Origin of the sequence: Catellatospora paridis, assembly GCF_009720365.1 — a bacterium.
GTDB lineage: Bacteria > Actinomycetota > Actinomycetes > Mycobacteriales > Micromonosporaceae > Catellatospora > Catellatospora paridis.
This window is the reverse complement of the sequence record NZ_ML769312.1, coordinates 995,657-1,021,644: the sequence shown is the minus strand read 5'-3', so window position 1 is coordinate 1,021,644 and position 25,988 is coordinate 995,657. Positions and strand designations below refer to the sequence as shown.

Sequence of the window (25,988 nt, the reverse complement as noted above, 5' to 3'; positions counted from 1 at the left end):
GGACGATCATGCGCGGGGTGGGCGCGGGTGGTCAGGCAGCGAGGAGGTCGCGGACGCGGGGGATGACCTGCTCGCCGTAGAGGGCGATCGAGGTCATGAGCTTGTTGTGCGGCAGGGTGCCGGCGCTGTACTTGAGTTCGAACCGGCTCACGCCGAGCGTGCGTACCGTGGCGGCGATCTTCTTCGCGACGGTCTCGGGTGAGCCGACGTAGAGCGAGCCCTCGTCGGCCTCGGCCTCGAACCGGTCGCGGTTGGTGGGCGGCCAGCCGCGCTCGCGGCCGATCCGGTCGATCATCTTGCGGTAGTGCGGCCACAGCTGTTCGCGGGCCAGCGCGTCGGTCTCGGCGAGGTGGCCGGGGGAGTGCACGCCGACGGGCAGCCGGTCGGCCTCCATCTGCGCGAGCGCGCGGTGGTACAGGTCGACATAGGGCGCGAAGCGCTCCGGACGTCCGCCGATGATCGCGAGCATGAGCGGCATCTGGTACGCGGCCGCGCGCACCACCGACTCCGGGCTGCCGCCGACGCCGATCCAGGTGCGGATGCGCCCCGACTCCGTCTTCGGATACACGTGCTGGTCGGTCAGCCCGGCCCTCAGGTTGCCCTGCCAGGTGACCGGCCCCTCGTCGAGCAGCTGCGCCAGCAGGTCCAGCTTCTCCTCGAACAGCTCGTTGTACTGCGCCAGGTCGTAGCCGAACAGCGGGAACGACTCGGTGAACGAGCCCCGCCCCAGGATGATCTCGGCCCGGCCGCGGGATACGGCGTCGAGGGTCGCGAACCGCTCGAACACCCGTACTGGGTCGTCCGAGCTGAGCACGGTGACCGCGGTGCCGAGCCTGATCCGCTCGGTGCGCGAGGCGATCGCGGCCAGCACGATCTCCGGCGCGGTCACGGCGAAGTCCTCGCGGTGGTGTTCGCCGATGCCGACCGCGTCCACGCCGAGGCTGTCGGCCAGCACCGCCTGCTCGACCACGTTCCGGATGACCTGCGCGTACGGCACCGTGCTCCCGGTGTCGTCGACCGTGACGTCGCCGAACGTGTCGAGCGCGAACTCCAGCGGTGCGGACATACCGGCCTCTCCCTCATGATCGTCGACAGGTCGAACCCACGCGCGGGGCAGCGTATTCCGCCTGCGGTGCGAGACCCGTGAGGGCGCGTCGCCCGGTCCGGCGTTATTCGTGAAACCGGCCAATCGCCCGCAAACGGCGACTAGCGTCGCACCGGGGCGCCCTGCTGCACTACGCACGTCCAGCGGCTGAGGCGGGCGGAAGGCGCCGGGGCAGTGGCGGTCACCTCGTCTGGAGCGGTGGCACGACGGCACTGGCCGCGTACCGTCGGAGGGAACGCTTCGTGCCTGAGGGAGCCATGGGGGAGCAGCAGCCGTGAACAGCACCACACATCAGAAGGCCGCTTGGGATGCCTACATCGATGTCGCCTATGGGCTGCAACGCGCCATCTGCGAAGGCGAGCGCTACGACGGCGAGGTCGACTGGGAGTGGGCTGTCGTCCGCGGCAGCCTTCACGACCACCGGCTGAGCGTGCTCAACGCCAGGCTGCTGGCCCTGCTCGACCAGGCCCAGGCCCACTGGCGGGACTGCCCCGTCGACAACGACGTGCTGGCCAAATACCTCGACGAGATCGCTGACGGATTGCGGGACCTCGCCGAGGACCAGGCCCTGGACGGCTGGTGACCAGCGGCGGTGCGGAGGCAGGCTCCGCACCGCCGGATCCGGTCAGCAGTACAGGTTGCCGCCGGGGGTGGTGCCGAGAATGCCGACGAACTGCTGGTAGGCGTTGACGCGGCTCTGGACCTGTGCCGGGTTGCCGCCGTTGCACTCGATCGACCCGTTGATGCTCCGGATCGTCTGGCCGAAGCCCGCGCCGTTGACCATGGCGTTGTGCGCGGTCATGGTGCCGGGGCCGTTCTGGGTCATCCAGTACCACAGGCCGGTGCGCCAGGCCACCGACGCGTCGTTCTGCACGAGCCACGGGTTGGTCAGCAGCGGCAGGCCGAGCGCGTCACCGGCGGCCTTGTAGTTGAAGTTCCAGCTCAGCTGGATCGGGCCGCGGCCGTAGTAGGCGGCCTGCCCGGCCGGGCAGCCGTAGGGCTGGCCCGCGTCGCAGTAGTGCGGGTAGTTGGCCGTGTTCTGCTCCACGATGTGCACCAGGCCGCCGGTCTCGTGGTTGACGTTGGCCAGGAACGCCGCGGCCTCCTGGCGGCGCACGGTGTCGCTGCCGGTGGTGGCGAACGACGGGTAGGCGCTCAGCGCGGCGATCAGGCCCTGGTACGTGTAGAAGGAGTTGCGGCCCGGGAACATCTGGTTGAAAGCCGCCTCGGACACGACGAAGCCGCCCGGGTTGGTCGGCGGGTTCGACGGCGGAGTGCCGCTGCAGGTGTACGGGTCCCAGTACCAGGTGCTGATGATCGGGTCGTAGCCCGGGTTGTCGTGCTCGGCGATGTAGTACAGCCCGTTGGTGTAGCGCACGATGCTGCCGGTGGTGTACCAGGTGCCCGCGGCCCAGTTCGGGTGGTTGCAGTTGCCGCCGGGCGGGGGCGTGGTGCCGCCGCCGCAGGTGCCCTGGTCGGTCCAGACCTCGTTGGTGCCGGGGGCCTGGTTCTGGGTCCACCAGCGGGCCAGCCAGTTGTGGCCGTTGTGCGAGGCGGTCATGCCTCCGGTGTAGACGGCCGACGATTGCCACGCGGTGACGCAGTTGGCGGCGGACGCGGAACTCGACGGCAGGATGACGGCGAGCGCGGCGACGATGGCCAGCACTCCTGTCAACGCCAGGGAACGTTGTCGTGACATGGGGACTCCTCTCCGCGGCGCGGTGCCGGCGGATCGTCGATGACAGGTGAGAGAGCGCTCACGGAGAAGAGTATCAATAAATAAAGCTTCCTAATAGTCATGCGTTTGTGCCCTGTGCGGTGACTGTGGCGATCCGCGGTCGCGCCTGGCGGTGCGGTAGGGCCGGCTGCGAAGGTGCTCGCCCGGCTTGTGGACGGTGTGGCGCAGTCCGATGCGAACGAGCCCGAATGCCGCCTACTCGCTGGGCTGTTCCGCCGCGAATCGTGAAAGCCCGGTGCCCGCGTGGCCGTTCCGCACCGTTGCTGTCTGATGTGGACGGAGCGACGTCCGCCGGAGATCGTCGTTGCGCGATGACGGCCATCGACTCGAGGCTCGGTCGTCTAGGCTACGACGGTGCACGAGGAGCTGACCTACGAGCGCTTGGCGCGACTGGGCTTTCATCGGTGGTGGACACCACTTGCCGCCGTGCTGGCCGCAGCGTTGGTCGCCGCCACGGCGGTGTGTGGGCTGGTGGTCATCGCGCTCGCCGTGACGTGGGCGCTCGGCGGAAACATCGACGACGGTGCGTCTATCGGCAGTCCACTCGTCGACAACCTTCTGGCGCTGGCGTCTATCGCCCTGCTCCTCCCGGTCACCCTCGGTGTCGCGCGACTGGTGCAACGACGGCCGGCGGGGATGCTGCACTCGGTGGTCGGTCGCCTGCGCTGGCGGTGGTTCGCCGTGTGCGGGTGCCTGGCCGCCGTCGTGGCGGTCCTGGTCATCGTGGCGTTGGTGTCGGTCTACGGCAGCCTTGCCGACCTGCGGCTGACGATCGACCCGTGGCGGTTCCTCGGGCTCGCGGTCCTGCTCGTCGTCCTGGTTCCGCTGCAGGCCGCCGGTGAGGAGTACGCCACCCGCGGCTTCGTCCTGCAAGCCCTCGGGGCGTACCACCGGTGGGTCGGCATCCTCGGCTCAGCGCTTGCGTTCACCTTGCTCCACGGAATCGGCACCTGGTCCGGTTTCGTGGCCCTGTTCGTCGGGGGCGTCATCTGGGCCCTGCTGGTCATCCGGACCGGAGGTCTCGAGGTGTCCATCGCCGCACACGCCGCGACCAACCTGTTCGCCTTCGTCGCCACGGCCGCCACCGGTGGTCTGGACATCGCTGACACCACCACCGCCGCGGACGCGACCCTCGGCTCGACACTGATCCTGCTAGGCGGTGACCTCACCTACATGGCCTGCGTAATCGTCGCTCTGAAGGTGGTCGCCCAGCACCGGCCCGGCTGGATGCCCGCGAACCGCACGCCCGCCATCGAGAAGGCCGAGACTTCGATCGTCCAGGTCGAGGCCAACGGTGCCGATGCCTCGGCGGTCCATCGCTGAACGCACGACGGGTAACCAGCCCGGTCACGGCGCCGCCTGGGTCAGGGGCGGCCGGCTCTCATGTCCCGGCCTGCGCCATCACCCCGAGCGGATTGCCCAGCAGCTCGGCGAAGGCCAGCTCGGCCGCGCCCAGCAGGGTGGTGTCGTCGCCGAGCGCCGCGGCGGACAGCCGCACCCGCTCCCGCGACACCGGCAGCACGTTACGCTCGATCCGGCTGCGGATCTGCGGTTCTGCGCCCAGGTACACGTCGCGCATCATGCCGCCGAAGATCAGCACGCCGGGGTTGAACAGGTTGATCAGGTTCGCGACGCCGATGCCGAGCCAGTCGCCGATCCGGGCCACGGCCCGCTGGGCGGCGGGATCGCCGCGCTGCGCATCGGCCACGACGGCGCGCACCGCGTCGTGCCCGATCAGGCTGTCCGGCCGTCCCGCTTCGGACAGCAGCGCCCGCTCGCCGGCCTCGGCCTCCAGACAGCCGCGCGCACCGCACGAGCAGGGCCGCCCGTCATGCGGGTTGACCAGCATGTGCCCGACCTCGCAGCCGTACCCGGCCTCCCCGTCGAGCACCTCGCCGCCGACGATGATGCCGCCGCCTACGCCGACGTCGCCGTGCAGGTAGATGAGGTTCTGCACGCCGACGCCCGCGCCCCGCCCGTGCTCGGCCAGCGCCCCCAGGTGGGCCTCGTTGCCGACCGCGACCGGCAAGCCGAGTCCGAGCTGCTCGCCGAGTTCCGCGCCGAACGCCTGGTCGACCCAGCCCAGGTAGGGACCGTAGCGGACCATGCCGTCGCCGGGGCGGATCATGCCGCAGTAGGACGCGCCGACCCCCGCGCAGATCGCATCCGCAGGCGCGCCGCGGTGCAGATCCCGGCCGAACTCGGCCAGCACACCGACGACGGCGTCCAGGTCGGGGCCGGAGCGCGAACGGGCGGCGACCCGGCGTTCCAGGATCTCGCCGCCGAGTGCCACCCGCGCTACGACCAGGCGGTCCACGGCGACATCGAACGCGAGCACGTACACCCGGTCCGCGGCGGGGGTGACCACCAGCGAGGGCCGTCCGGACCGGCCGGCGGCGGTGGGCCGCCGCTCACGCACCAGCCCGGCGGCGCTGAGCCGGGTGGTCAGCCCCATGATCGTGCTGCGGTTGAGGCTCATCCGCTCGGCCAGCTCGGCGCGCGACAGCGGACCGGACAGGTGGACGTGCCGCAGCAGGGCGCCGAGGTTCTGGCGGGGGCCGTCGTCCGGTGCGAGCTCGGCCCCGGGCACGGTCGGGCTGGTCAGCATGGGCGGAAGACCTTGTGGGCTGGGGACGGTTGAGGGAACAACCATACGTGAGGAGAGAGGCCCGGCCCAGGGCGGCGCTCGCGTCCGATCAGGACGATGTCTTCAACCCGGCCAGCACGAAGTCCGCGAGCTCGCGGGCGATCGTCTCGGCCGGCTTGGGGCCGTCGGGGCGGAACCAGGTGTGCAGCGAGTTCGTCACCCCGAAGATGGACCAGGAGACCACCTCTGGGGAGGCGACGGGGCTGAACGCCCCGTCCTGCTGCGCCTGCCGGATCAGGCTTCGCACCGCCTCCTGGTAGCGGCGCCAGTCGGCCTGCAGGCGCTGGGTGCGCCCGCTGTCCATGGTGGCCAGTTCGCGGGACACGGCCGCCGACTCCTGCCGCATCGCCGCCGTGCCCACCACGATGTCGTCGATGATCGCCCGCAGCGTCCACTCCGGATCCCGGCCCTGGGCCAGGATCGTGTCCAGCGCCGTGAGCCGCTCGCTGAAGATCGCCCGGTACATCTCGACGAGCAGGTCCTCCTTGGCCCCGAAGTAGTGGTACAGGCCGCCCTTGGTGACGCCGGCGCGGTCGACGACCTGCTGCACCGACGTCGCGTCGTACCCCTGCTCGGCGAACAGCTCGCAGGCCGCGGCCAGGATGCGCTCGCGCACCCCGGCCGCGCCCTCGGTCTTAGAACGCCCCATCCGGGATCTCCATCAGCGCGTTGTCGGTCGCCTCCAGCACCCGGCGGCGCGCGGTCAGCTCCGGGAGCACGGTACGCGCGAAGAACCGCGCCACGGCGAGCTTGCCCTGGTAGAAGCCCACGTCGTCGCCGGAAGCGCCGTCCAGCGCGGCCAGCGCGACGGCGGCCTGGCGGACCAGCAGCCAGCCGATCACCAGGTCGCCGACGCTCATCAGCAGGCGCGTGGTGTTCTGGCCGACCTTGTAGACCTCGGTGACGTCGTCACCCGCCGCCTTCTGCCAGCCGAACATGGTCGCCACCATGCCGCGCACGTCCGCGATCGCCTCGCGCAGCGACTCGCACTCCAGCTTCAGTTCATCCGTGGACTCGTTGGCGTCGAGGAACTCCTCCATCTCGCCGACGAGCAGGTCCAGGGCCACCGACCGGTCCCGCGCGATCTTGCGGAAGAAGAAGTCCTGGCCCTGGATCGCGGTGGTGCCCTCGTACAGCGTGTCGATCTTCGTGTCCCGGAGGTACTGCTCCATCGGGTAGTCCTGCAGGTAACCCGAGCCGCCCAGGGTCTGCAGCGACAGGGCCAGCATCTCGTAGGAGCGCTCCGAACCGACGCCCTTGACGATCGGCAGCAGCAGGTCGTTGACGTTCGCGCCCTGCGCGTGGTCGCGGTCCAGCCAGCCGGCGGTGTAGAGGTAGGTGGCGCGCAGGCCTTCGGCGTACGCCTTCTGCAGCATGAGGATGCGCCGCACGTCGGGGTGCCGGTCGATGGTGACCCGCGGCGCGGTCTTGTCCGCCGCGCGGGTCAGGTCCGGGCCCTGCACCCGCTGCCGGGCGTAGTCGAGGGCGTTGAGGTAGCCGGTCGACAGCGTCGCGATCGCCTTCACGCCGACCTGCATGCGCGCCGACTCGATCACCTTGAACATCTGCGCGATGCCGTCGTGCACCTCGCCGACCAGCCAGCCCTTCGCCGGGACGCCGTGCTGGCCGAAGGTCAGCTCGCAGGTGCTGGACACCTTCAGGCCCATCTTCTTCTCGACGTTGGTCGCGTACACGCCGTTGCGCTCGCCGAGCTGGCCGGACTCGTGGTCGAAGTGGAACTTCGGCACCAGGAACATGGACAGCCCCTTGGTGCCCGGCCCGCCCGCGCCGGGCGTGCCCACCGGCCGGGCCAGCACGAAGTGCATGATGTTCTCGCTCAGGTCGTGCTCGCCCGAGGTGATGAAACGCTTGACGCCCTCGAGGTGCCACGAGCCGTCGGCCTGCGGCACGGCCCGGGTGCGGCCCGCGCCGACGTCGGAGCCCGCGTCCGGCTCGGTGAGCACCATCGTCGCGCCCCACTGGCGCTCGATCATGATCTCCGCGACGCGCTGCTGCGGCGGGGTGCCCATGCGGTGCAGCAGGCCGCCGAAGCCGGGGCCGCCGCCGTACATGTACACCGGCGCCTGCGCGCCCTGGACCAGCTCGATCAGCGCCCACCACAGCGCGCGCGGGGCGACCACGCCACCCGCCTCGGCGGGCATGTCCAGCCGCCACCACTCGGCGTCCATCCACGCCTGGTAGGAGCGGCGGAAGCTGTCGGGCATGGTGACCGAGTGGGTCTGCGGGTCGTAGACCGGCGGGTTGCGGTCCACGTCGGCGTACGACGCCGCGATCGGCCCGACCGACAGCCGCTCCACCTCGGCGAGCATGTGCTCGACGGTGTCGGTGTCCAGGTCGGCGAAGCGTCCCGTGCCCAGCTTGTCGCCGAGGCCGAACACCTCGAACAGGTTGAACCGCAGGTCACGAAGGTTGCTCCGGTAGTGGCTCATGCCCACCCTCTCGCCGTGGCGGACCAGCCGCCGTCCAGGGTGCCCATCCAAGCGCGTCCCGCCTCGCCCCGTCAATACCGACCGGTTGGTATGTAGCCTGTCACCAACCCTACCGACCGGTCGGTCGGATCGCTAAGGTATGCGCACATCGACTGCAACATCAAGGACTGACAAGGGGCGAAGCTGTGCGCACAGGTCTGGAAGGTCGTACCGCGCTGGTCACCGGCGCCTCCCGCGGCATCGGCAAGGCCACCGCGGCCGCGCTGGCCGCCGAGGGCTGCAACGTCGTGCTGACCTCCCGGCGGCAGGATGCGCTGGACGCGGTCGCCGAGGAGTTCCGCGCGGCGTACCCGAAGGTCGGCTTCCTCGCCAAGGCCGCGCACGTGGGGGAGAAAGAGCAGGCCGACGCCTGCGTCGCCGCCGCCGTGGCCGAGTTCGGATCCGTCGACGTGCTCGTCAACAACGCCGGCACCAACCCGTACTTCGGCCCCATGGTCGATCTCGATGTCTCCCGCGCGGAGAAGACCGTGCAGGTCAACCAGCTGTCCATCGTGCTGTGGACGCAGGCCGTCTGGCACGCCTCGATGGCGGCCGACGGCGGCGCGATCGTCAACATCGCCTCCGTCGGCGGCCTGGCCACCGAGATGGGCATCGGCTACTACAACGCCACCAAGGCCGCCGTCATCCACCTGACCCGGCAGTTCGCCGCCGAGCTGGCCCCCAAGGTGCGCGTCAACGGCATCGCGCCCGGCATCGTACGCACCAAGCTCGCCCAGGCCCTGTGGGAGAACAACGAGGAGCTGATCAACCAGCACACCCCGCTCGGCCGCATCGGCGAGCCCGCGGACATCGCGAGCGCGGTGGTCTTCCTGGCGGGCCAGACCTCCTCCTGGATGACCGGCCAGACCCTCGTCGTCGACGGCGGTTCCCTCATCCGCCACTCCTTCGCCGGCTGACCCGCCCCGCCCACGACCGGCGGGTGCACTATCGGGGAAACTGCAGCAATCGGGCCCATGGTTCGTGCAGTTTCCCCGAAACTGCAGCGGGCCGCGCGGCGACGCGATGGTCGGTAGCGTGTGGGTATGGCGGCGCAGCTGTGGGTGCTCAACGCGGGGTATGTCGGTGATCGAGTGGCCAGCACGGTCGCATTGCTGCGGGACGGGGACACCACCGTGGTGGTCGATCCCGGCATGGTCGCGGACCGGCAGCAGATCCTCGGCCCGCTGGCCGACCTCGGCGTCGACCCCGACGACGTCACGGATGTGATCTTCAGCCACCACCATCCGGACCACACCATCAACGCGGCGCTGTTCCGCAACGCCCGCTACCACGACCACTGGGCCTACTACGTGGACGACCAGTGGGTCAGCCGGGACGCGGAGGGCTTCGCGCTCTCCGACGCGATCCGGCTCATCCGCACCCCCGGGCACACCGCCGAGGACATCACCACGCTGGTCGACACCGCCGACGGACTGGTCGCGCTCACCCACGTGTGGTGGCACGCCGAAGGGCCGCCGAAGGACCCGTTCGCCACGGACGGCGTCGCGCTGTCGGCGTCCCGCGCGCGGGTGCTCGCGCTGAACCCGGTGCTGATCGTGCCCGGTCACGGCCCCGCGTTCGTGCCCGATCCGACAACCCCGCGCTGAGCTCGCGGACAGCGCCCGCTACTCGCGGTGGCCGCCGGCCCGCCGTCACTCGGCAGGTCGATGCGCCAGGGTGCGCACGGCGCTGGCGACGGACTGTGTCACCTGCGCGGCGAAGTCCAGGTCGAGGGTGTCGAGCGTGTCGGTCGGCCGGTGGTAGTGGGGGTTGCGGAACTCCGCGGTGTCGGTGACCATCACGCCGAGCCGCCCGCCGGCCCAGTAGGGCTGATGATCGCTGCGGGAACCGTGGGCGTCGTGCTCGGACGGCAACGGCACCGCCAGGACCGGCAGCGGTGGAACCTGGGCCGCCCCGCCGTCGCCGATGGCGGCCAGGTAAGCGGCGGCCTCGACGTTGCCGACGGCGGCGATGAAGTCGGCGCGATGCGGGCCGGTGAGTTCGGGGCCGGCCTGCCCGTCGGCGTCGGGAAAGGTCTGCGAGCCGGGGCGCAGGTCGCGGTAGCCGATCATCTCCAGGACGATGATCCCTTCCACGTCGGCGCCCGCGGCGTCGAGCCGGGCGACGTGGGCCCGGCTGCCGTTGCACGGTTCCGGATCGTGCTCCTCGCCGCCGAAGAAGCAGAACCGCACGGTACGCGGCGCGGGCGGCTCCGCCGCGCAGAGCCGGGCGATCTCCAGCAGCCCGGCCACGCCGCTGGCGTTGTCGTCGGCGCCCGGGCTGCCGGCGACGCTGTCCCAGTGCGCGCCGACCTCCAGCACCGGAGCCGTGCCGGTGCCGGCCCGCTCGGCGAGCAGGTTGACCTCATGAAGTGCGTCGCCGTACGGCTCCCGCACGACCTCGTACCCGTAACCGGCCAGGCAGCCCGTGATGTGGTCGAGTGCGGCGGACACGGCTCGGCCGTCGCCGCGGTGGCGTGGACCGTACGCGGTCAGCCGTCCGATGTGCGCCCGCAGTGCCGCCACACTGATCACGTCTGTCATGGCGACCGTTGTAGTAGCCGGCCGCAACCTAACCGCGTCCAAGATCCGTCGACTTGCCTGGCACCTGGGCGAATGCGCGTTCAAGATACGCACAGGTGCCAGGCAAGTCCGGCGATCAAGGACGAGCGGCGTCAGGAGGCGTGGTGGCGGTCGTGGTTGCGGAGCAGGCGCAGGCGGAGTTGGGTGATGCTGCGGCCGTCGATCTCGGTGACCTCGGCGGTGAAGCCGGGAACCTTGACCGTCTCACCGGTCTTGGTGGGGATGTGGCCGAGCTTGTCCAGCACCAGGCCGGCGACCGTGGTGTAGTCCATCTCGCCCAGCCGGTTCAGGTCGATGCCCAGGTCCGGCAGGTCGTGCAGCGGGAACGAGCCCGGCACCAGGAACACGTCGTCGGCCTCGCGCACCACGGAGACCACGTCCCGGTCGGTCTCGTCGTAGATCTCGCCGACGACCTCTTCGACGAGGTCTTCCATGGTGATGATGCCGTCGATGGAGCCGTGCTCGTCGACCACCAGGGCGAACTGCTCGCGCTGGGTGCGCAGCTGGCGCATGGCGTCCGACACGGACAGCGTCTCGGGCAGGAACACGGCCGTGCGGGCGCGCTCGCCGACCGGGCCGCCCGCGCCGAGCAGGTCGCGCAGGTGCACCACGCCGACGACCGAGTCGAGGTCTCCGTCCCCGACGACCGGGGCCCGGCTGTGGCCGGTCTCGGCCAGCACGCCCAGCGCCTGCTCGGCGGACATGCCCGCGGGCAGCGTGACGACCTCGCGGCGGGGGATCAGGATGTCGCGGATGTCGCGCTCGCTGATCTCGAACGCCCCGGAGATGATCTCCCGCTGCTCGGCGGTGAAGCTGCGCTGGGCCACGACCAGGTCGCGGATCTCCTCGGCGGAGATCTCCTCCCGGCCCGCCCGCGGGTCGACCCCGGCGATCCGCACGATCATGTCGGTGGCCTTGCCGAGCAGCCACACGAACGGCCGTGAGGCGCTGGCCATCCAGTCCAGCGGCCGCGCGGCGACCAGCGCCCAGCCCTCGGCCCGCTGCATGGCGATGCGCTTGGGCGCGAGCTCGCCCAGCACCAGGGTGAGGAAGGTCAGCACCAGGGTGACCGCGATGATGGCGGCCGGCTCAGCCGCGGAGCCCAGGAAGCCGAAAGCCGGCACCAGCGGCTTGGCCAGCGACGTCGCCGCGAAGGCGGAGGCCAGGAAGCCGGCCAGGGTGATGCCGATCTGGATGGTGGCGAGGAACCGGTTCGGGTCGCGGGAAAGGCGCGCGAGCACCTTGCCTCCCGAGGAGGAGCGCTCGAGCCGCTGGATCTGCGACTCGCGCAGGGAGATGAGAGCCATCTCGCTGCCGGAAAGCGCTCCGTTGATCAACATAAGGACAAGCACCAGCAGAACCTGGGTGCCGTAGCCGCCCACGGGCGTTCACTCCTCGACAATGTTCAAGACAGAGCCCACACCGTAGCGGGTGTGCCTGAAGATCATGCATTGGGCGGCACGGACAAAGCTCCGTTCATGCACCACAACGGCATGAACGGAGCTTTGTTCGCGAAATGCGTCAGTCCTGCTTGACCTCGGTCTTGTCGCCCGACCACAGCGTGTGGAAGGTGCCGTCGGCGTCGACCCGCTTGTAGGTGTGCGCGCCGAACAGGTCCCGCAGACCCTGGGTGAGCGCGGCGGGCAGCCGCTCGCGGCGCAGGCCGTCGTAGTAGGCCAGGGACGACGAGAACACCGGCGCGGGGATGCCCAGCTGCGCGGCGGTGGACACCACGCGGCGCCAGGCGGGCAGGGCCGCCCCGATCGCCGCGGTGAACTCCGGCGCGAACAGCAGGTTCGCCGGCGGGTTGTCGCCGCGGTACGCCTCGGTGATGGTGCGCAGCAGCGCCGCCCGGATGATGCAGCCGCCCCGCCACAGCGACGCGATGCCGCCCAGGTCGAGATCCCAGCCGTACTCCTTGGACGCCGACACCAGCATGTCCAGGCCCTGGGCGTAGCTGACCAGCTTGGATGCGTACAGCGCCTGGCGCACGTCCTCGACGAACGTGTCCGGCAGGTCCACCTTGACCTCGTGTCCGGCCAGCACCTGCTGTGCGATCGGGCGCTGCGCAGACTGCGACGACAGCGCGCGGGCGAACACCGATTCGCCGATGCCGGTGACCGGCGAGCCCAGCTCCAGGGCCGCCTGCACGGTCCAGCCGCCGGTGCCCTTCATGCCCGCGGCGTCGACCAGCACGTCGATGAACGGCTTGCCGGTCTTCGCGTCGACGTGCCCGAGCACCTCGGCGGTGATCTCGATGAGGAAGGACGACAGCTCGCCCTTGTTCCACTCGGCGAAGATCTTCGACTGCTCGCCCGGCTCGATGCCCGCCCCGGAGCGGAGCAGGTCGTATGCCTCGCCGATGACCTGCATGTCGGCGTACTCGATGCCGTTGTGGACCATCTTCACGAAGTGGCCCGCGCCGTCGGTGCCCAGCCAGTGGCAGCACGGCTCGCCGTCCACGTGCGCGGAGATCTTCTCCAGCATCGGCCCGAGCGACTCGTACGACTTCTTCGACCCGCCCGGCATGATCGACGGGCCCTTGAGTGCGCCCTCCTCACCACCGGATACGCCCACACCGACGAAGTGCAGGCCGTTGGCGGCCAGCGCGGCCTCGCGGCGACGCGTGTCGGTGAAGTGGGAGTTGCCGCCGTCGATGATGATGTCGTCCTTGTCGAGCAGCGGCACCAGCTCGGCGATCACGTCGTCGACCGGCTTGCCGGCCTTGACCATGATCAGGACCCGGCGCGGCTTCTCCAGCGCGCCGACCAGCTCCTGCATCGTCTCCGTGGCGACGAAGTCGCCCTCGCCGCCGTGCTCGGCGATCAGCGCGTCGGTGCGGGCGCGGCTGCGGTTGTGCACCGCCACGGTGTAGCCGTTGCGGGCCAGGTTGCGGGCGAGGTTGGCGCCCATCACCGCCAGCCCGGTGACACCGATCTGTGCTGCCATGGTGTGACTCCTGGTCGTGAAAGCTCGATGTTTGCGGCCGCCCCGGTGCGTCCCTTCCACCGCATACCCCACCACGCCGGGCACGGGTGCGCACGCCCGGGGCGGCGGTGTCCTAGTGATCGAGAAGCCGTGCCGGATTCGTGATCGACTCCAGGTTCCGCGCCCTCCATCCTCTCCCAAGACGCGGCCTGGCGAGAGCGTATGTGGCGCTTCGCGGTCCCTCAGAACCTGATGCGGGCGGCCACGGGCAGGTGGTCGCTGCCGGTGCGGGGCAGCGACCAGACGCGGGTGGCGGCGGCCGCGCGGGCGAGCACGTGGTCGATGCGGGCCAGCGGAGCCTGCGCGGGCCAGCTGAACGCGAAGTCGGACCGGTCCGAGGACAGCTGCGAGAGGACCGGGTCCAGTCCGCGATCGTCCACGGTGCCGTTGAGGTCGCCCAGCAGCAGCAACCGCTCCTGCGGTTCGGCGGCCAGCGCCGCGCCGAGCTTCGCCGCGCTGTCGTCGCGCCGCGCCGAGCCGAACCCGTCGGTCCAGCCCAGGCGTAGCGAGGGCAGGTGGGCCACGTACACAGCGACGTCGCCCTGCGGCAGCTGCACGGTGGCCCGCAAGCCCCGGCTCCAGTCGTCCACGATGGCGGGCGGCCGGATGTCGACCACCCGCACGTCGGTGAGCGGGAACCTCGACCACAGCCCGACCGTGCCCCGCACCGCCGCGTGCGGGTAGGCGGGGCCCAGCGCCGCCGCGTATGCGGCCATGGCCTGGTCCGTGACCTCCTCCAGTGCGATGAGGTCGGGCGACACCGAGGTCAGCGCCCGCACCGTGCCCGCCGGATCCGGGTTCTCGTCGTCGACGTTGTGCTGCACCACGGTGAGGTCGTACGGCTGCTCGGCGGGCGGGGCCAGCACCCCGGCGAACAGGCCGAGCCAGGCGGCCACGGCCAGCGCCGACGCGAGCAGGGCCAGGGCCGAGCGGCGCAGCAACGCGGCCCCGAGCAGCGGCGGGACGGCCAGGCCCAGCCAGGGCAGGAACGTCTCCAGGAGGCTGCCCAGGCGTCCGAACGTGTTCGGCACGGCGGCATGCAGCGCCAGCAGGCACGCGACGAGCACGGACAGCGCCGCCGGCACCAGCCCTCGCGGACGACCGAGGGCGCTGCGGCCCCGGCGTGAAAAGGGCAGCCGTCGGTGTGTCGTGGCGTCCGTGGCCGGCGCCGTCCTGGTGTCCACCAGGTTCAGTCTCGCAGGCTCGCGATGTGCCGCATCTTGTTGGTCGCGTCCAGCGCCGCCACCTTGTACGACTCGGCCAGGGTGGGGTAGTTGAACACCGCCTCGACCAGGTAGTCCACGGTGCCGCCGCAGCCCATCACCGACTGCCCGATGTGGAGCAGCTCGGTCGCGCCGGTGCCGAACACGTGCACGCCGAGCAGCTTGCGGTCCTCCGACGACACCAGGATCTTCAGCATGCCGTGCGTGTCGCCGATGATCTGACCGCGGGCCAGCTCGCGGTAGCGGGACACGCCGACTTCGAACGGCACCCGCTGGTCGGTCAGCTCGTCCTCGGTGCGGCCCACGTAGCTGATCTCGGGGATGGTGTAGATCCCGATCGGCTGCAGCGCCGAGATCGGGCCGAGCGGCTGCCCGCAGGCGTGGTGGGCGGCCAGCCGCCCCTGCTCCATCGAGGTGGCGGCCAGCGCCGGGAAGCCGATGATGTCGCCGACGGCGTAGATGTGCGGCACCGTGGTGCGGAAGTTCTCGTCCACCGTGATGCGCCCGCGGTCGTCGGCGGCCAGCCCCGCCGCCTCCAGCGCCAGGGCGTCTCCCATGCCCTGCCGCCCGGCCGAGTACATGACGGTGTCCGCGGCGATCGTCTTGCCGCTCTCCAGCACCGCGATCGCACCCTTGGGGTGCTTCTCGACGGCGGCGACGGCCTCGCTGAACCGGAACGTCACGGCCAGGTCGCGCAGGTGGTACTTGAGCGCCTCGACGACCTCCAGGTCACAGAAGTCCAGCATGCGGCTGCGGCGCTCGACCACGGTGACCTTGGTGCCCAGCGCGGCGAACATCGAGGCGTACTCGATGCCGATCACGCCCGCGCCGACCACCACCATCGAGCGCGGCACCCGGTCGAGTTTGAGGATGCCGTCGGAGTCGATGATGGTCAGGTCGTCGAACTCGACCGTGGCCGGGCGCGCCGGGCGGCTGCCCGCGGCGATGACGATGTTGTCGGCGGTGACCGAGAAGTCGCGGCCGCGCTCGCCGGTCACGTGCACCGTGTGCGGGTCGGTGAACCGGGCCGTGCCGGCGTGCAGCCGCACGCCGTTGCGGGCCAGCTGGCCGCGTACCACGTCGACCTCGCGGCTGATCACGTGTTCGGTGCGGGCGGTCAGGTCCGCGACGGTGATGTCCTCCTTGAGCCGGTAGCTCTGCCCGTACAGCTCGCGCTGGCTCAGGCCGGTGAGGTAGACGACGGCTTCGCGCAGGGTCTTCGACGGGATGGTGCCGGTGTTGGCGCTGACCCCGCCGATCATGTCGCCGCGTTCCACCATGGCCACCCGCCGGCCCAGCTTGGCGGCCGCGATGGCGGCCTTCTGGCCGCCGGGACCGGATCCGATGACGAGGACGTCCACATCACGCATGCCGCATACCTTGGCACGGCAACGTTAACGGCGGGCACCCTCCGAACGGCGGTCCTCGCACCGGAGGCGGGCGGGCTGGGCGCTCACGACGCGGGCTGCCTGCGGATCAGGACATTGGTATGGTCGCGGCGTGCGCAGGAGTGTGTCGACGGTCGTGCTCGATCAGTTCCACCACCCGACGCAGGTGATCGTCGGCGGTTTCGCGGCCGCGGCGCTGATCGGCACCGGTCTGCTGTCGCTGCCGATAGCGACCGAGTCCGGCGAGCCCGCCCGGTTTCTGGACGCCCTGTTCACGGCCACCTCCGCGGTCTGCCTGACCGGCCTGATCCTGGTCGACAGCGAGACGCACTGGTCCGTCGCCGGCGAGCTCATCATCATGGCGCTGATACAGGCCGGCGGCCTGGGGATCATGACCATGGCGACGCTGTTCGCGGTCGCGCTGTCCGGCCGGATGGGGCTGCGGGCCCGGATGCTGGTGCAGGCCGAGACCAGGACGCTGCAGATGACCGACCTGCGCCGGGTGGTGCGCAACGTGGTGCTGCTCAGCCTGGTCACGGAGTCGATCCTCGCGATCGTCCTGGCGGGCCGGTTCCTGCTCGCCTACGGCGAGTCGTTCGGGCGGTCGGTCTACCTGGGCGTGTTCCACTCGATCTCCGCTTTCAACAATGCCGGGTTCGCGCTGTGGCCCGACAGCGTGGTCAGGTTCAACACCGACCCGTGGATCTGCCTGACCCTGGCGGTCGGTGTGATCGTCGGCGGGCTGGGCTTCCCGGTGCTGTTCGAGCTGCGCCACTCCTGGCGGCGGCCGAGCCGCTGGTCGGTGCTCACCCGCCTCACGCTCACCCTCAGCGCGGTGCTGCTGGTCGGCGGCACGGTGCTGCTGCTGGCCACGGAAGGGCGCAATCCGCGCACGCTGGGCGACATGTCCGGTGCGGACCAGCTGCTCAACGCCTTCTTCGGCGCGGTGATGCCGCGCAGCGGCGGTTTCAACTCCATCGACATCGCGGCGATGTACCCGTCCAGTTGGCTGGCGTACGACGTGCTCATGTTCATCGGCGGCGGCAGCGCGGGCACCGCCGGCGGCATCAAGGTCACCACGTTCGGTCTGCTGGCCTACGTGATCTGGGCGGAGCTGCGCGGCGAGCCGTCGGTGAACGTCGGCCGCCGCCGCATCCCCGAGCAGCTGCACCGGCAGGCACTCACCATCGCGCTGGTCGGCGTGGGCATCGTGGCCGCCTCGACGTACCTGCTGCTGGTCCTCAACCCGCACCCCCTGGACCAGTTGCTGTTCGAGGTCATCTCGGCGTTCGCGACGGTCGGGGTGTCCACCGGCATCACCGCCGAGCTCGACGCGGTCAGCCACGGACTGCTCGCGATGCTGATGTTCGTGGGCCGGGTCGGCCCGCTGACCCTGGGCACGGCGCTGGCACTGCGCGCCAAGACCCGCCATTACGAGCTACCCGAGGAGCGTCCCCTTGTCGGCTGAAAGCGGCAACGACCCGGTCGTCGTCATCGGACTGGGCAGGTTCGGCAGCTCGCTGGCCGTGGAGCTGATGCGCCGCGGCACCGAGGTGCTGGCCATCGACCACCGGCCCAAGGTCGTGCAGAGCCTGGCCGGGGAGCTCACCCACGTGGTGACCGCCGACGCCACCGATCTGGAGGCGCTGCGCCAGCTCGGCGTCGCCGAGTTCGGCCGGGCGGTGGTGGCCATCGGCTCCGACCTGGAGGCCAGCATCCTGGCCACGTCGCTGCTGGTGGAACTCGAGGTGGCCGACATCTGGGCGAAGGCGGTCAGCCGGCAGCACGGCCGCATCCTGGAGCGCATCGGGGCGGGCCACATCGTGCTGCCCGAGCACGACATGGGCGAGCGGGTGGCGCACCTGGTGTCGGGCCGGATGCTCGACTACATGGAGATCGACTCCAACTTCGCGCTGGTCAAGACCCGTCCGCCGCACGAGTACGTGGGCGTGCCGCTCGGTGAGACGAGGCTGCGGCGCAAGCACGGGGTCACCATCGTCTGCGTGAAGACGCCCGGCACCGAGTTCACCTACGCCGACGCGACGACCGTGTTGCAGTACGGCGACATCATCGTGGTCGCCGGGCCGGTGGACCGGGTGGAGCGCTTCGCCGAACTGCCCTGACCGCGCCCGGCGTTTTGATCATCCGGCGGGCGGGAACGGGGGAGGATGTAGACAGCGGGCACCCCTCCGGTGGCCGCTCGGTCCCGGGAGGCAGCCGATGACCGCCGACGTTTCGGTCCCCGCGCCGCATCCGCCGCGCGACGACCCCCACGAGCTGCGCCGGGTGATCACCCGGCCGATGCTGATCTTCTTCATCCTGGGCGACATCCTGGGCGCGGGCATCTACTCGCTGACCGGGCAGGTCGGCGCGGAGGTCGGCGGCGCGATCTGGGCGGCGTTCCTGGTCGCGTTCGCGCTGGCGTTCCTCACCGCGTTCGCGTACATGGAGCTGGTCACGAAGTACCCCCAGGCCGCCGGCGGTGCGCTGTACTGCGACCGGGCATACAAGATCAAGTTTCTGAGCTTCCTGGTCACCTTCGCGATCATGGCCTCGGGGGTGACCTCGGCGAGCTTCGCGGCGACCCGCGTCGGCGGGCGCTACTTCAGCGGCCTGACCGGGGTGGAGAACCCGCCCACGATCCTGATCGGCACGGTGGCGATCCTGCTGGTCGCGGCCGTGAACTTCTGGGGCGTGTCCGAATCCATCAAGGTCAACATCGCCATCACCTGTGTCGAACTGGCCGGATTGCTGTTCGTCATCGGCGTCGGGGCCAGCGTGCTGGCCAAGGGCTCGGGCGACCCGGCCGCCGCGTTCACCTTCTCCGGGCAGGGCTTCGGCGTCGTCACCGGGGTGATGGCCGGCGCGGCCACCGCCTTCTACGCCTTCCTGGGCTTCGAGGACTCGGTGAACCTGGCCGAGGAGACCAAGGAGCCGTCGCGCGACTTCCCGCCCGCCATGATCACGGGCCTGCTCGCCGCTGCCGTCGTCTACCTGCTGGTCGCCTTTACCGCGGCCATGGTGGTGCCGCTGGACGTGCTCACCACGTCGAGCGGGCCGCTGCTGGAGGTGGTCAAGATCGGCGCGCCCGACCTGCCCGTCTCGGAGATCTTCTCCGCCGTGTCGATGGTCGCGGTCTCCAACACCATGCTGATCAACATGCTGATGGCTTCTCGCCTGCTGTACGGCATGGCCCGGCGCGACGTGCTGCCGCGGCCGTTCGCGGTGCTGTCGGTGAAACGCACGCCGTGGATCGCGATCGCGTTCACCACCGCGCTGTCGATCCTGCTGATGGCGACCGTCAGCGACCTGACCGACCTGTCCGACACCACCGTGCTGCTGCTGACCGCCGTGTTCCTGCTGGTCAACATCGCGGCCCTGGTGCTGCGCCGGGACCACGTCCCGCACCGGCACTTCCGTGCGCCGACCGCCGTCCCGGTGCTCGGCGCGATCGTCTCGGCGGTGTTCCTGCTTCCGTTCGTCCGCGAAGGCGGCATCTACCTGCTGGCATTCTGGCTGCTACTCGGCGGTGTCGCGCTGTGGGCGCTGAACCGCCTCGTGGTCGGGCGTATGCCACCCCGCGACGGCTCAGCCGCCGCACCGCCACCCGCCTGACCGGCCCCACCTGCGGCAAATCTTGAAGAGTCGCGGCCTTGAGAGCTGCCCGAGGCCGCGACTCTTCAAAACTTGCGGACGGTGTCGTTGCGCAAGTTTTCCTCAAGGCTGCGCCGGGAAGGTTCCGCGCGGGCGCGAGCCCCCGTCACTGTGGGTACACCATCCGCACCACGACGTTGACGACGGGAGCTTGCCATGTGGTCCACCCTCGAACTGCTGCCCGCCGCCGCCGCGTGCGAGCCGGCCGCCCGGCTCGACCGTTCCCGGCTGGCGGACGCGTTCGAGCTGGCCTGTCTGGTGCGGGCGACGTCGCTGACGCCGGACGGGGGAGTGCGGGTGGGCCATCCGCGTCGCCCGGCCACGCCGGCCGGAACGGTCGAGTTCAGCGCCGAGCACGCCGCCCGCCGCATGGGGCAGCTGATGCGGGCGCTGGACCTGCCGTACGCCCACGAGACCGCCGAGGCCGGCCTGCGCCGCCGCTACCTGCTGCACCGGGTCAGCGTGCCCGGCGAGCACCGCGCGGCGTACCTCGACATCAGCGACGGCGCCTGGCGGCAGGGACGCGCGGCGGTGCTGAGCACTGCCCTGGTCGGCGGCTCGGCGCCGGCGCACGCCGACCGGCTGCGGCTGGCCGGTGCGGCCTGGCGCGGCGTGCTGCTGGCCGCGGGCCGCCACATGCGCAAACACATCCTCGGCGTACGCGTCACCGACCAGGACCTGGCCACGATCCTGGTCCGTGGCGCACACCTGCTCGGCGCGCAGGCCAGCCTGTCCCGGCAGGCGGGGAGCCTGCTGGTCAGCATCCCCGCCGACAGCGCCCACCGCGTCCTGTACGGCGCGGGCATCCTGCACTGAGCGCCGCGCTCCTCGTCCCGGCCCGCCTGGCACCCTGACGCCCGACCACGGTGTGGTCGACTCGACATCGGTCCGGATATGCGTCATTCATGCCGGTCGCCGCGCTCCCGGTCTGGTCCTTGATCCGTTTTTGTGGACGCTGGACGCCCCTATAGGGACAACCAGCGTCCACAAAAACGGATCAAGCATCGGGCCATGGTCGTTTTGTGGGCATTGCGATGCGCGTCTGGTGGGGTCGATTCGCGCGCGAGCCGGGGCGGTCGCCGGTCGTCGGCTCAGCTCTCGGCATAAAGGCGGGCCGGTCGGCCCGCTGTCAGGCTAGCCTGACGGCATGACCACCCCTGACGAGCTCGAACGCGAGCACACCCTCCAGACGGCCGTCACCCGCTTCAACGATCTGCGCATGCGCGAGGCCCTCGGCGAGGCGGGCCTCAGCGCCGATGAATCACTCCAACTGCTGGCGCTCGGGGAGCTGATCATCCGGAAGGCCGGTTACGGCCGGCAGCTGTCGGTGCGCGGCGCGCGCAGCGCCGGGGCGTCCTGGGCGCAGATCGGCGCCGCGCTGGGCATGACCCGCCAGTCGGCCTGGGAGGCACACACCCGCTGGATCAACGACCAGGCCGAGCAGTTCCGTGACACCGGCATCTCCGGCTTCGACGCCGAGCAGGAGGCCAAGGCCCGGGACCTGGCCGGTGACGGCGACTGACGCGGCTCGTCGGGGCGATTCCCCGGGCCGAGACGGACGTGGCCGCGGTGCGCGCCACGGCGGTATGCGGGGCGCGTCGGGTAGGTTCTGCGCCGTGGTCCGTGTGCGAGTGCCGTCGGCCGCCGCGCTGGTCGTGGCGGTCCTGCTCGGCATGGCCGCGTGCACCGAGCCCAAGCCCGAGCCGGTACGCCTCGACATCGCGACCGGCAGCCGCACCGGCGTCTACTACGTCTTCGGGCAGGCGTACGCGGCGATCATCAACCGCGAGCTGCCACACGTGCACGCGAACGTCCTGGTGACCACGGCCTCGGCGGAGAACGTCAAGCTCGTCGGCGGCGGGCGGGTGCAGCTCGGCTTCACCCAGGCCGACATCCTGCCCACCACCGGCAACCAGGTCCGCGCCGTGGCCCGCGTCTACGACGACCTGCTCCACCTCGTGACACGCGCCGACGGCCCGGTGCGCCGCCTCGCCGACCTGCGCGGCCGCACCGTCTCGGTCGGCGCACCCGGCTCCGGCACCGCGATCACGGCGAACCGCCTGCTCGACGTCGCCGACCTGGCCGGCGACCAGGTGAAGGTCAGCGAACTCGGCCTGGACGCGTCGGCCGAAGCGCTGAGCAAGGGCGAGATCGACGCGTTCTTCTTCTCCGGCGGCCCGCCGGTGAAAGCGGTGGAGCAGCTGGTCGACGCGATGCCGATACGGCTGGTCGAACTCGGCGAGTGGACCGAGCCGCTGCGCGTGCGCTACAGCGAGGTTTACGTCAGTCGCGACATCCCGTTCTCGGTGTACGGCCTCGACCCGATCAGCACCGTCGCCGACCCGAACTACCTCGTCGTCAGCGAGAACATGCCCGACGACCTGGTCTACGAGCTGACCCGCCTGCTCATGCAGTACCGCGACGAACTCGGCGTCGCCCATCCGGCCGCCGGGCGGCTCAACCCGCAGTCGGCCATCGCGACCGCGCCGCTGCCCCTGCACCCGGGCGCGGCCCGCTACTACCAGTCGATCAAGCCTTAGGCCGGGGCATCCAGGCCGCGTAGCCAGACGCGGGCGTCCAGGCCGCGCTGGTCGGCATGGGTCATCGCGAGCCTGCCGCCGGACGCGTCGACGAGCACGGCCGCGATGGTCAGGCCCAGGCCGGAGCCGTCGATGTTCTGCGCGTCCGGGGCCCGCCAGAACCGCTCGGTGGCCTGGTCGAGCTGGGCGTCGGTCATGCCGGGGCCGTCGTCGCGCACATGCACCGCGATCCCTTCGTCGGCGGCGCGCACCTCCACCTCGACCCGGCCACCTGGACCGCTGAACTTCACCGCGTTGTCGATCAGCGCGTCGAGCGTCTGGTCGAGGGCGGTCGGCACGACCTGCACCAGCGCCACCGGCAGCCCGACGGTCAGCGTCAGCGTGGTGGCGTGGTGACGGGCCAGCGGCTCCCACGCCGCGACCCGGGACTCGGCGACCGCGACCGCGTCGATGGTGACCAGCTGGTGCCGGCCGCGTTCGGCGCGGGCCAGGGTCAGCAGACCGTCGAGCACGGTGGCGAGGCGGTCGGTCTCCTCCAGGGCGAGCCGGTGCTCACTGCGGCCGTCGTCGTCGGCCAGGCTCGGCCCGAGTTCCTCGACGCGCAGCCGCAGCGCGGTGAGCGGGTTGCGCAACTGGTGGCTGGCGTGGGCGACGAAGGCGCGCTGGCGTTCCATCGCGTCGGCCACGGCGTACGCCATGTCGTTGAAGCTGCGCGTGAGCCGGCGCAGTTCGGGCGGCCCGGCCTGGTCGGAGATGCGCGTGTTGCCGTCGCCGGCGGCGACCTCGTGGGTCATCGCGTCGAGCACGGTAACCGGGCGCAGCACCCAGTTGGCCAGGCTGCGCGCGGTGAGCACGCAGGCCAGCGCGGCGAGCAGGCCGATGCCGCCCAGCGCCAGCCACCAGAACGTGACCGCGTCCCGGACCCGGTCGGCGGGCGACACGATGACCACCATGCCGAGCACCTCGCCGTTGTCGTTGACCGGCACGGCGACCACGATCGGCTCACCGGTCCAGGGCAGGACCGACTCGGCCGAGCTGTACTGCTGCCCGGCCAGCGCGGCGCGCACGGCCGCCTCGCTCCGGGCGGGTTCGAGGTGGTAGCTCAGCGAGCGGACGAAGGTGTGCCGGTCGCGGTCGAGCACGGCCGCGCCGATGCCGTACAGCTCGTCGTAGCGGGTCAGCTCGTCGCGCACCGTGCCGACGGTGTCGGTGCGCAGGCCGGGGCGGGCCAGTGCGGCGAAGCGGGTCGCGTCGGCGAGCCGGTCGGCGCGGACCAGGTCGGACTCGCGGCTGGCCAGGGTGAGGGCCAGCGGGATCTCCAGGGCGAGCAGGACCAGCGTCATCAGCAGGAGGTAGCTGGCGGCCAGGCGTCGGCGCACGGCTACTCGCTGCGCAGCCGGTAGCCGACGCCGCGCACCGACTCGATGAGGCGCGGGTCGCCGAGCTTGCCGCGCAGCGAGCCGACGTGCACCTCGACGGTGTGCCGGGCGACCCAGGTGGTCTGCCAGGCGTCGAGCAGGATGCGGTCGCGGGTGATGACCAGGCCGGGGTGGCGGGCCAGCGACAGCAGGATGTCGAACTCCTTGCGGGTCAGCGCGACGTCGTTGCCGTCGACGCTGACGGCGCGGGCGGGCACGTCGATGCGCACCCGCCCGGCGACGATCACCATCAGCTCGGGGGAGGCGTACGCCGCCCGCCGCAGTACCGCCTCGATGCGCGCCTGCAGCTCGACCATCGAGAACGGCTTGACCACGTAGTCGTCCGCGCCGACGCGCAGCCCGACCACCCGGTCGCGCTCCTCGCCGCGGGCGGTGACCGCGATGATGCCCAGCTGGGGGCTGCGACTACGCAGGGTGCGGCACACGTCGAGGCCGTCGCCGTCGGGCAGGGACAGGTCGAGCAGCACCAGGTCGCAGGGCGCGGCGGACAGGGCCGCGGCGGCGGTGGCGGCGTGCTCGACGTCGTACCCGCGGCGGGTCAGCGCGGCGCTCATCGCCGTGGCGACGCGCAGGTCGTCCTCGACCAGCAGGATCCGCACGCCTGACCTCCCCTCCACGCCCATGTGGCCTTCGATGATGCGTCACGGCCGCACCCGCGCGCCAACGGGGCCGGTGTTCATTGACAGATGCCTTGACTTGGATCAGCGCCGGTGGTTGACTCGAAACGTCTTTAAGAAAGTTTCTTAACGATTGATCGGCATGCCGCCGCCGGTGCCACGGCGCGCGCGTGCCGGTGTGCGGACGTGCGCCCGTCCGGCCGGGGGAGAAGGCCGTGGGCGTGCCAGGCCGTCGTCCGTGCCCGTCGGTGGGGTCTGGCGACGGCCGTCCCGGAGGTCGTCGCGCGCCGTGCCGCTGCGGCGACCGCCGAGTGTGCCGGGCGGCTGGGCGGAGCATGGTGTGTCATGCGCCCGGCCGCCCGGCACTCCGAGGATCAGCCTGCCTGTGCGTCTGAGGTCTGTTCCGCGTTGCTCCCGGGCGGGCTACGGTTTGCCGGTGACTCACAACCCGATCAGGTATGCCGTCGTCGGGCGCGGCTGGCGTGCGCAGTTCTTCTTCAAACTGGCCGAGCTGATGCCCGAGCGCTTCACGGTTACCGGCGTGATGACCCGCTCCGTCGAGGCCGCCGCCGAGGTGGCCGGGCGCTGGCGGCTGCCCGTCACCCAGGACCTCGACGAGCTGCTGCGCACCGGTGACCCCGAGTACGTCATCACCTCGGTGCCGTGGGGCGTGAACCCCGGCCTGGTCGAGACGCTGGTGGAACGCGGTCTGCCGGTGCTGTCGGAGACCCCGCCCGCGCCCGACCTCGACGGGCTGCGCAAGCTCTGGGGACAGGTCGGCAAGGCCGAGAAGGTCCAGGTCGCCGAGCAGTACCTGCTGCTGCCCGACCACGCGGCCCGGCTGGCGGTGCTGCGCTCCGGCGTCATCGGCGAGCCGACCTCGGCCCAGGTGTCGTCCACGCACGGCTACCACGCGGTGTCGATGCTGCGCGGCATGCTGGAGGTCGGCATGGGCCCGGCGAGCGTGCACGCCCGCACCTTCACCGCTCCGCTGGCCGACCCGATGAGCCCGGCCGGCTGGCGCGACGACGCCACCCCGAAGCCCGCCGTGAACACCCTGGCCACCATCGACTTCGGCGGCCGGAGCGGGCTGTACGACTTCACCGACAACCAGTGGTGGAACCAGCTGCGCACCCGGCGCATCCTGGTCCGGGGCAGCCTCGGCGAGCTGGTCGACGACCGGGTGGTGCGGCTGCAGGGCACCCGGACGATCGTCGAGTCGGAGCTGCGCCGCCGCCAGACCGGCCGCGACCTCAACCTCGAAGGCTTCGACCTGGACCACATCAGCTTCGACGGCTCGGTGGTCTACATCAACCCCTACGCGGGCGTACGGCTGTCCGACGAGGAGATCGCGATCGCGACCATCCTGGAGTCGACCGGCCGGTGGGCGCGCGGCGCGGCCGAAGCCCCCTACCCGCTGGCACAGGCCTGCCAGGACCACCTGATCAGCCTTGCCATCGACGAGTCCGCCCGCACCGGCCACACCGTCGACGTGGGCGTCGAACCCTGGCAGTGATCACGCGCCGCTCCGGTTCCCGCAGGTTCGCCGAAACCGCAGGAACCCGGAGCGGCCGGCGT

Annotated in this window: 23 protein-coding genes; 11 read left to right on the top strand and 12 right to left on the bottom strand. The window is 71.1% G+C overall.

Annotation, left to right across the window (positions count from 1 at the left end):
• Positions 1-31 precede the first annotated feature (31 nt).
• Positions 32-1,066 (bottom strand): LLM class flavin-dependent oxidoreductase, encoded by a 1,035-nt coding sequence (locus F9C41_RS04635; protein ID WP_155385293.1) that lies wholly within the window; start codon positions 1,064-1,066, stop codon positions 32-34.
• Positions 1,067-1,379: 313 nt separating this feature from the next.
• On the opposite strand from F9C41_RS04635, the gene F9C41_RS04630 reads away from it, so the two are divergent.
• The gene (locus tag F9C41_RS04630; protein ID WP_155385292.1) at positions 1,380-1,688 is read left to right on the top strand and encodes a hypothetical protein; all 309 of its coding nucleotides are present in this window, start codon (positions 1,380-1,382) and stop codon (positions 1,686-1,688) included.
• A 42-nt stretch (positions 1,689-1,730) separates the two neighbouring features.
• On the opposite strand, the gene F9C41_RS04625 is transcribed toward F9C41_RS04630, so the two are convergent.
• Positions 1,731-2,804 (bottom strand): glycoside hydrolase family 19 protein, encoded by a 1,074-nt coding sequence (locus F9C41_RS04625; RefSeq protein ID WP_155385291.1) that lies wholly within the window; start codon positions 2,802-2,804, stop codon positions 1,731-1,733.
• A 393-nt stretch (positions 2,805-3,197) separates the two neighbouring features.
• On the opposite strand from F9C41_RS04625, the gene F9C41_RS04620 reads away from it, so the two are divergent.
• A complete protein-coding gene (locus F9C41_RS04620) occupies positions 3,198-4,166 on the top strand; it encodes a CPBP family intramembrane glutamic endopeptidase (protein ID WP_155385290.1) in 969 nt (322 codons plus the stop codon).
• A 58-nt stretch (positions 4,167-4,224) separates the two neighbouring features.
• Here F9C41_RS04620 and F9C41_RS04615 read toward each other — a convergent pair whose 3' ends face one another.
• The 3 genes from F9C41_RS04615 to F9C41_RS04605 all read right to left on the bottom strand — a co-directional run bounded on the left by F9C41_RS04615 (position 4,225) and on the right by F9C41_RS04605 (position 7,940).
• Positions 4,225-5,451 (bottom strand): ROK family transcriptional regulator, encoded by a 1,227-nt coding sequence (locus F9C41_RS04615; RefSeq protein ID WP_155385289.1) that lies wholly within the window; start codon positions 5,449-5,451, stop codon positions 4,225-4,227.
• 88 nt (positions 5,452-5,539) lie between these two features.
• Complete coding sequence (locus F9C41_RS04610; RefSeq protein ID WP_155385288.1) at positions 5,540-6,139, bottom strand: TetR/AcrR family transcriptional regulator; 600 nt, start codon at positions 6,137-6,139, stop codon at positions 5,540-5,542.
• The gene (locus tag F9C41_RS04605) at positions 6,126-7,940 is read right to left on the bottom strand and encodes an acyl-CoA dehydrogenase (protein WP_155385287.1); all 1,815 of its coding nucleotides are present in this window, start codon (positions 7,938-7,940) and stop codon (positions 6,126-6,128) included. The genes F9C41_RS04610 and F9C41_RS04605 overlap by 14 nt, the downstream gene beginning before the upstream one ends.
• Positions 7,941-8,125: 185 nt before the next feature.
• Here F9C41_RS04605 and F9C41_RS04600 point away from each other — a divergent pair, with 185 nt between their 5' ends.
• Both F9C41_RS04600 and F9C41_RS04595 read left to right on the top strand, forming a co-directional pair.
• Entirely contained in the window at positions 8,126-8,896 is a 771-nt protein-coding gene (locus F9C41_RS04600) for an SDR family oxidoreductase (RefSeq protein WP_155385286.1), read from the top strand.
• 126 nt (positions 8,897-9,022) lie between these two features.
• Positions 9,023-9,586: an MBL fold metallo-hydrolase gene (locus tag F9C41_RS04595; RefSeq protein WP_155385285.1), complete on the top strand. Its 564-nt coding sequence runs from the start codon at positions 9,023-9,025 to the stop codon at positions 9,584-9,586.
• 45 nt (positions 9,587-9,631) lie between these two features.
• Here F9C41_RS04595 and F9C41_RS04590 read toward each other — a convergent pair whose 3' ends face one another.
• From F9C41_RS04590 to sthA, 5 genes are all read right to left on the bottom strand, one after another.
• A complete protein-coding gene (locus tag F9C41_RS04590; protein WP_155385284.1) occupies positions 9,632-10,522 on the bottom strand; it encodes a M20/M25/M40 family metallo-hydrolase in 891 nt (296 codons plus the stop codon).
• A 131-nt stretch (positions 10,523-10,653) separates the two neighbouring features.
• Complete coding sequence (locus tag F9C41_RS04585) at positions 10,654-11,943, bottom strand: hemolysin family protein (RefSeq protein ID WP_155385283.1); 1,290 nt, start codon at positions 11,941-11,943, stop codon at positions 10,654-10,656.
• A gap of 139 nt (positions 11,944-12,082) precedes the next feature.
• Positions 12,083-13,510 carry an NADP-dependent phosphogluconate dehydrogenase gene (gene gndA / locus F9C41_RS04580; protein ID WP_155385282.1) on the bottom strand — a complete coding sequence of 476 codons (1,428 nt, stop codon included), beginning with the start codon at positions 13,508-13,510 and terminating at the stop codon, positions 12,083-12,085.
• A gap of 221 nt (positions 13,511-13,731) precedes the next feature.
• Positions 13,732-14,685: an endonuclease/exonuclease/phosphatase family protein gene (locus F9C41_RS04575; protein WP_407924666.1), complete on the bottom strand. Its 954-nt coding sequence runs from the start codon at positions 14,683-14,685 to the stop codon at positions 13,732-13,734.
• Positions 14,686-14,738: 53 nt separating this feature from the next.
• Entirely contained in the window at positions 14,739-16,142 is a 1,404-nt protein-coding gene (sthA, locus tag F9C41_RS04570; protein ID WP_155385281.1) for a Si-specific NAD(P)(+) transhydrogenase, read from the bottom strand.
• Between the two features lie 130 nt (positions 16,143-16,272).
• Between sthA and F9C41_RS04565 the strand changes: the two genes are divergently transcribed.
• The 6 genes from F9C41_RS04565 to F9C41_RS04540 all read left to right on the top strand — a co-directional run bounded on the left by F9C41_RS04565 (position 16,273) and on the right by F9C41_RS04540 (position 22,354).
• Positions 16,273-17,628 carry a TrkH family potassium uptake protein gene (locus tag F9C41_RS04565; protein ID WP_230689289.1) on the top strand — a complete coding sequence of 452 codons (1,356 nt, stop codon included), beginning with the start codon at positions 16,273-16,275 and terminating at the stop codon, positions 17,626-17,628.
• Entirely contained in the window at positions 17,618-18,283 is a 666-nt protein-coding gene (locus F9C41_RS04560) for a potassium channel family protein (protein WP_230689288.1), read from the top strand. Before F9C41_RS04565 ends, F9C41_RS04560 begins: the two co-directional genes overlap by 11 nt.
• A gap of 97 nt (positions 18,284-18,380) precedes the next feature.
• The gene (locus F9C41_RS04555) at positions 18,381-19,775 is read left to right on the top strand and encodes an APC family permease (protein ID WP_155385280.1); all 1,395 of its coding nucleotides are present in this window, start codon (positions 18,381-18,383) and stop codon (positions 19,773-19,775) included.
• Between the two features lie 195 nt (positions 19,776-19,970).
• Positions 19,971-20,630, top strand: coding sequence for a hypothetical protein (locus F9C41_RS04550; protein ID WP_230689287.1), 660 nt, complete (start codon positions 19,971-19,973; stop codon positions 20,628-20,630).
• A 331-nt stretch (positions 20,631-20,961) separates the two neighbouring features.
• On the top strand, positions 20,962-21,336 hold the full coding sequence (locus F9C41_RS04545) for a hypothetical protein (protein WP_155385279.1): 375 nt from the start codon (positions 20,962-20,964) through the stop codon (positions 21,334-21,336).
• A gap of 64 nt (positions 21,337-21,400) precedes the next feature.
• Positions 21,401-22,354, top strand: coding sequence for a TAXI family TRAP transporter solute-binding subunit (locus F9C41_RS04540; RefSeq protein ID WP_155385278.1), 954 nt, complete (start codon positions 21,401-21,403; stop codon positions 22,352-22,354).
• Here F9C41_RS04540 and F9C41_RS04535 read toward each other — a convergent pair.
• Together F9C41_RS04535 and F9C41_RS04530 are read right to left on the bottom strand one after the other, a co-directional pair.
• Entirely contained in the window at positions 22,351-23,733 is a 1,383-nt protein-coding gene (locus F9C41_RS04535) for a sensor histidine kinase (protein WP_155385277.1), read from the bottom strand. The two genes, F9C41_RS04540 and F9C41_RS04535, sit on opposite strands and share 4 nt — an antisense overlap.
• Before the next feature lie 2 nt (positions 23,734-23,735).
• Positions 23,736-24,416 carry a response regulator transcription factor gene (locus tag F9C41_RS04530; RefSeq protein WP_196279612.1) on the bottom strand — a complete coding sequence of 227 codons (681 nt, stop codon included), beginning with the start codon at positions 24,414-24,416 and terminating at the stop codon, positions 23,736-23,738.
• A gap of 430 nt (positions 24,417-24,846) precedes the next feature.
• Here F9C41_RS04530 and F9C41_RS04525 point away from each other — a divergent pair, with 430 nt between their 5' ends.
• Positions 24,847-25,926: a Gfo/Idh/MocA family protein gene (locus tag F9C41_RS04525; RefSeq protein ID WP_230689286.1), complete on the top strand. Its 1,080-nt coding sequence runs from the start codon at positions 24,847-24,849 to the stop codon at positions 25,924-25,926.
• The last annotated feature ends 62 nt before the right edge of the window (positions 25,927-25,988 follow it).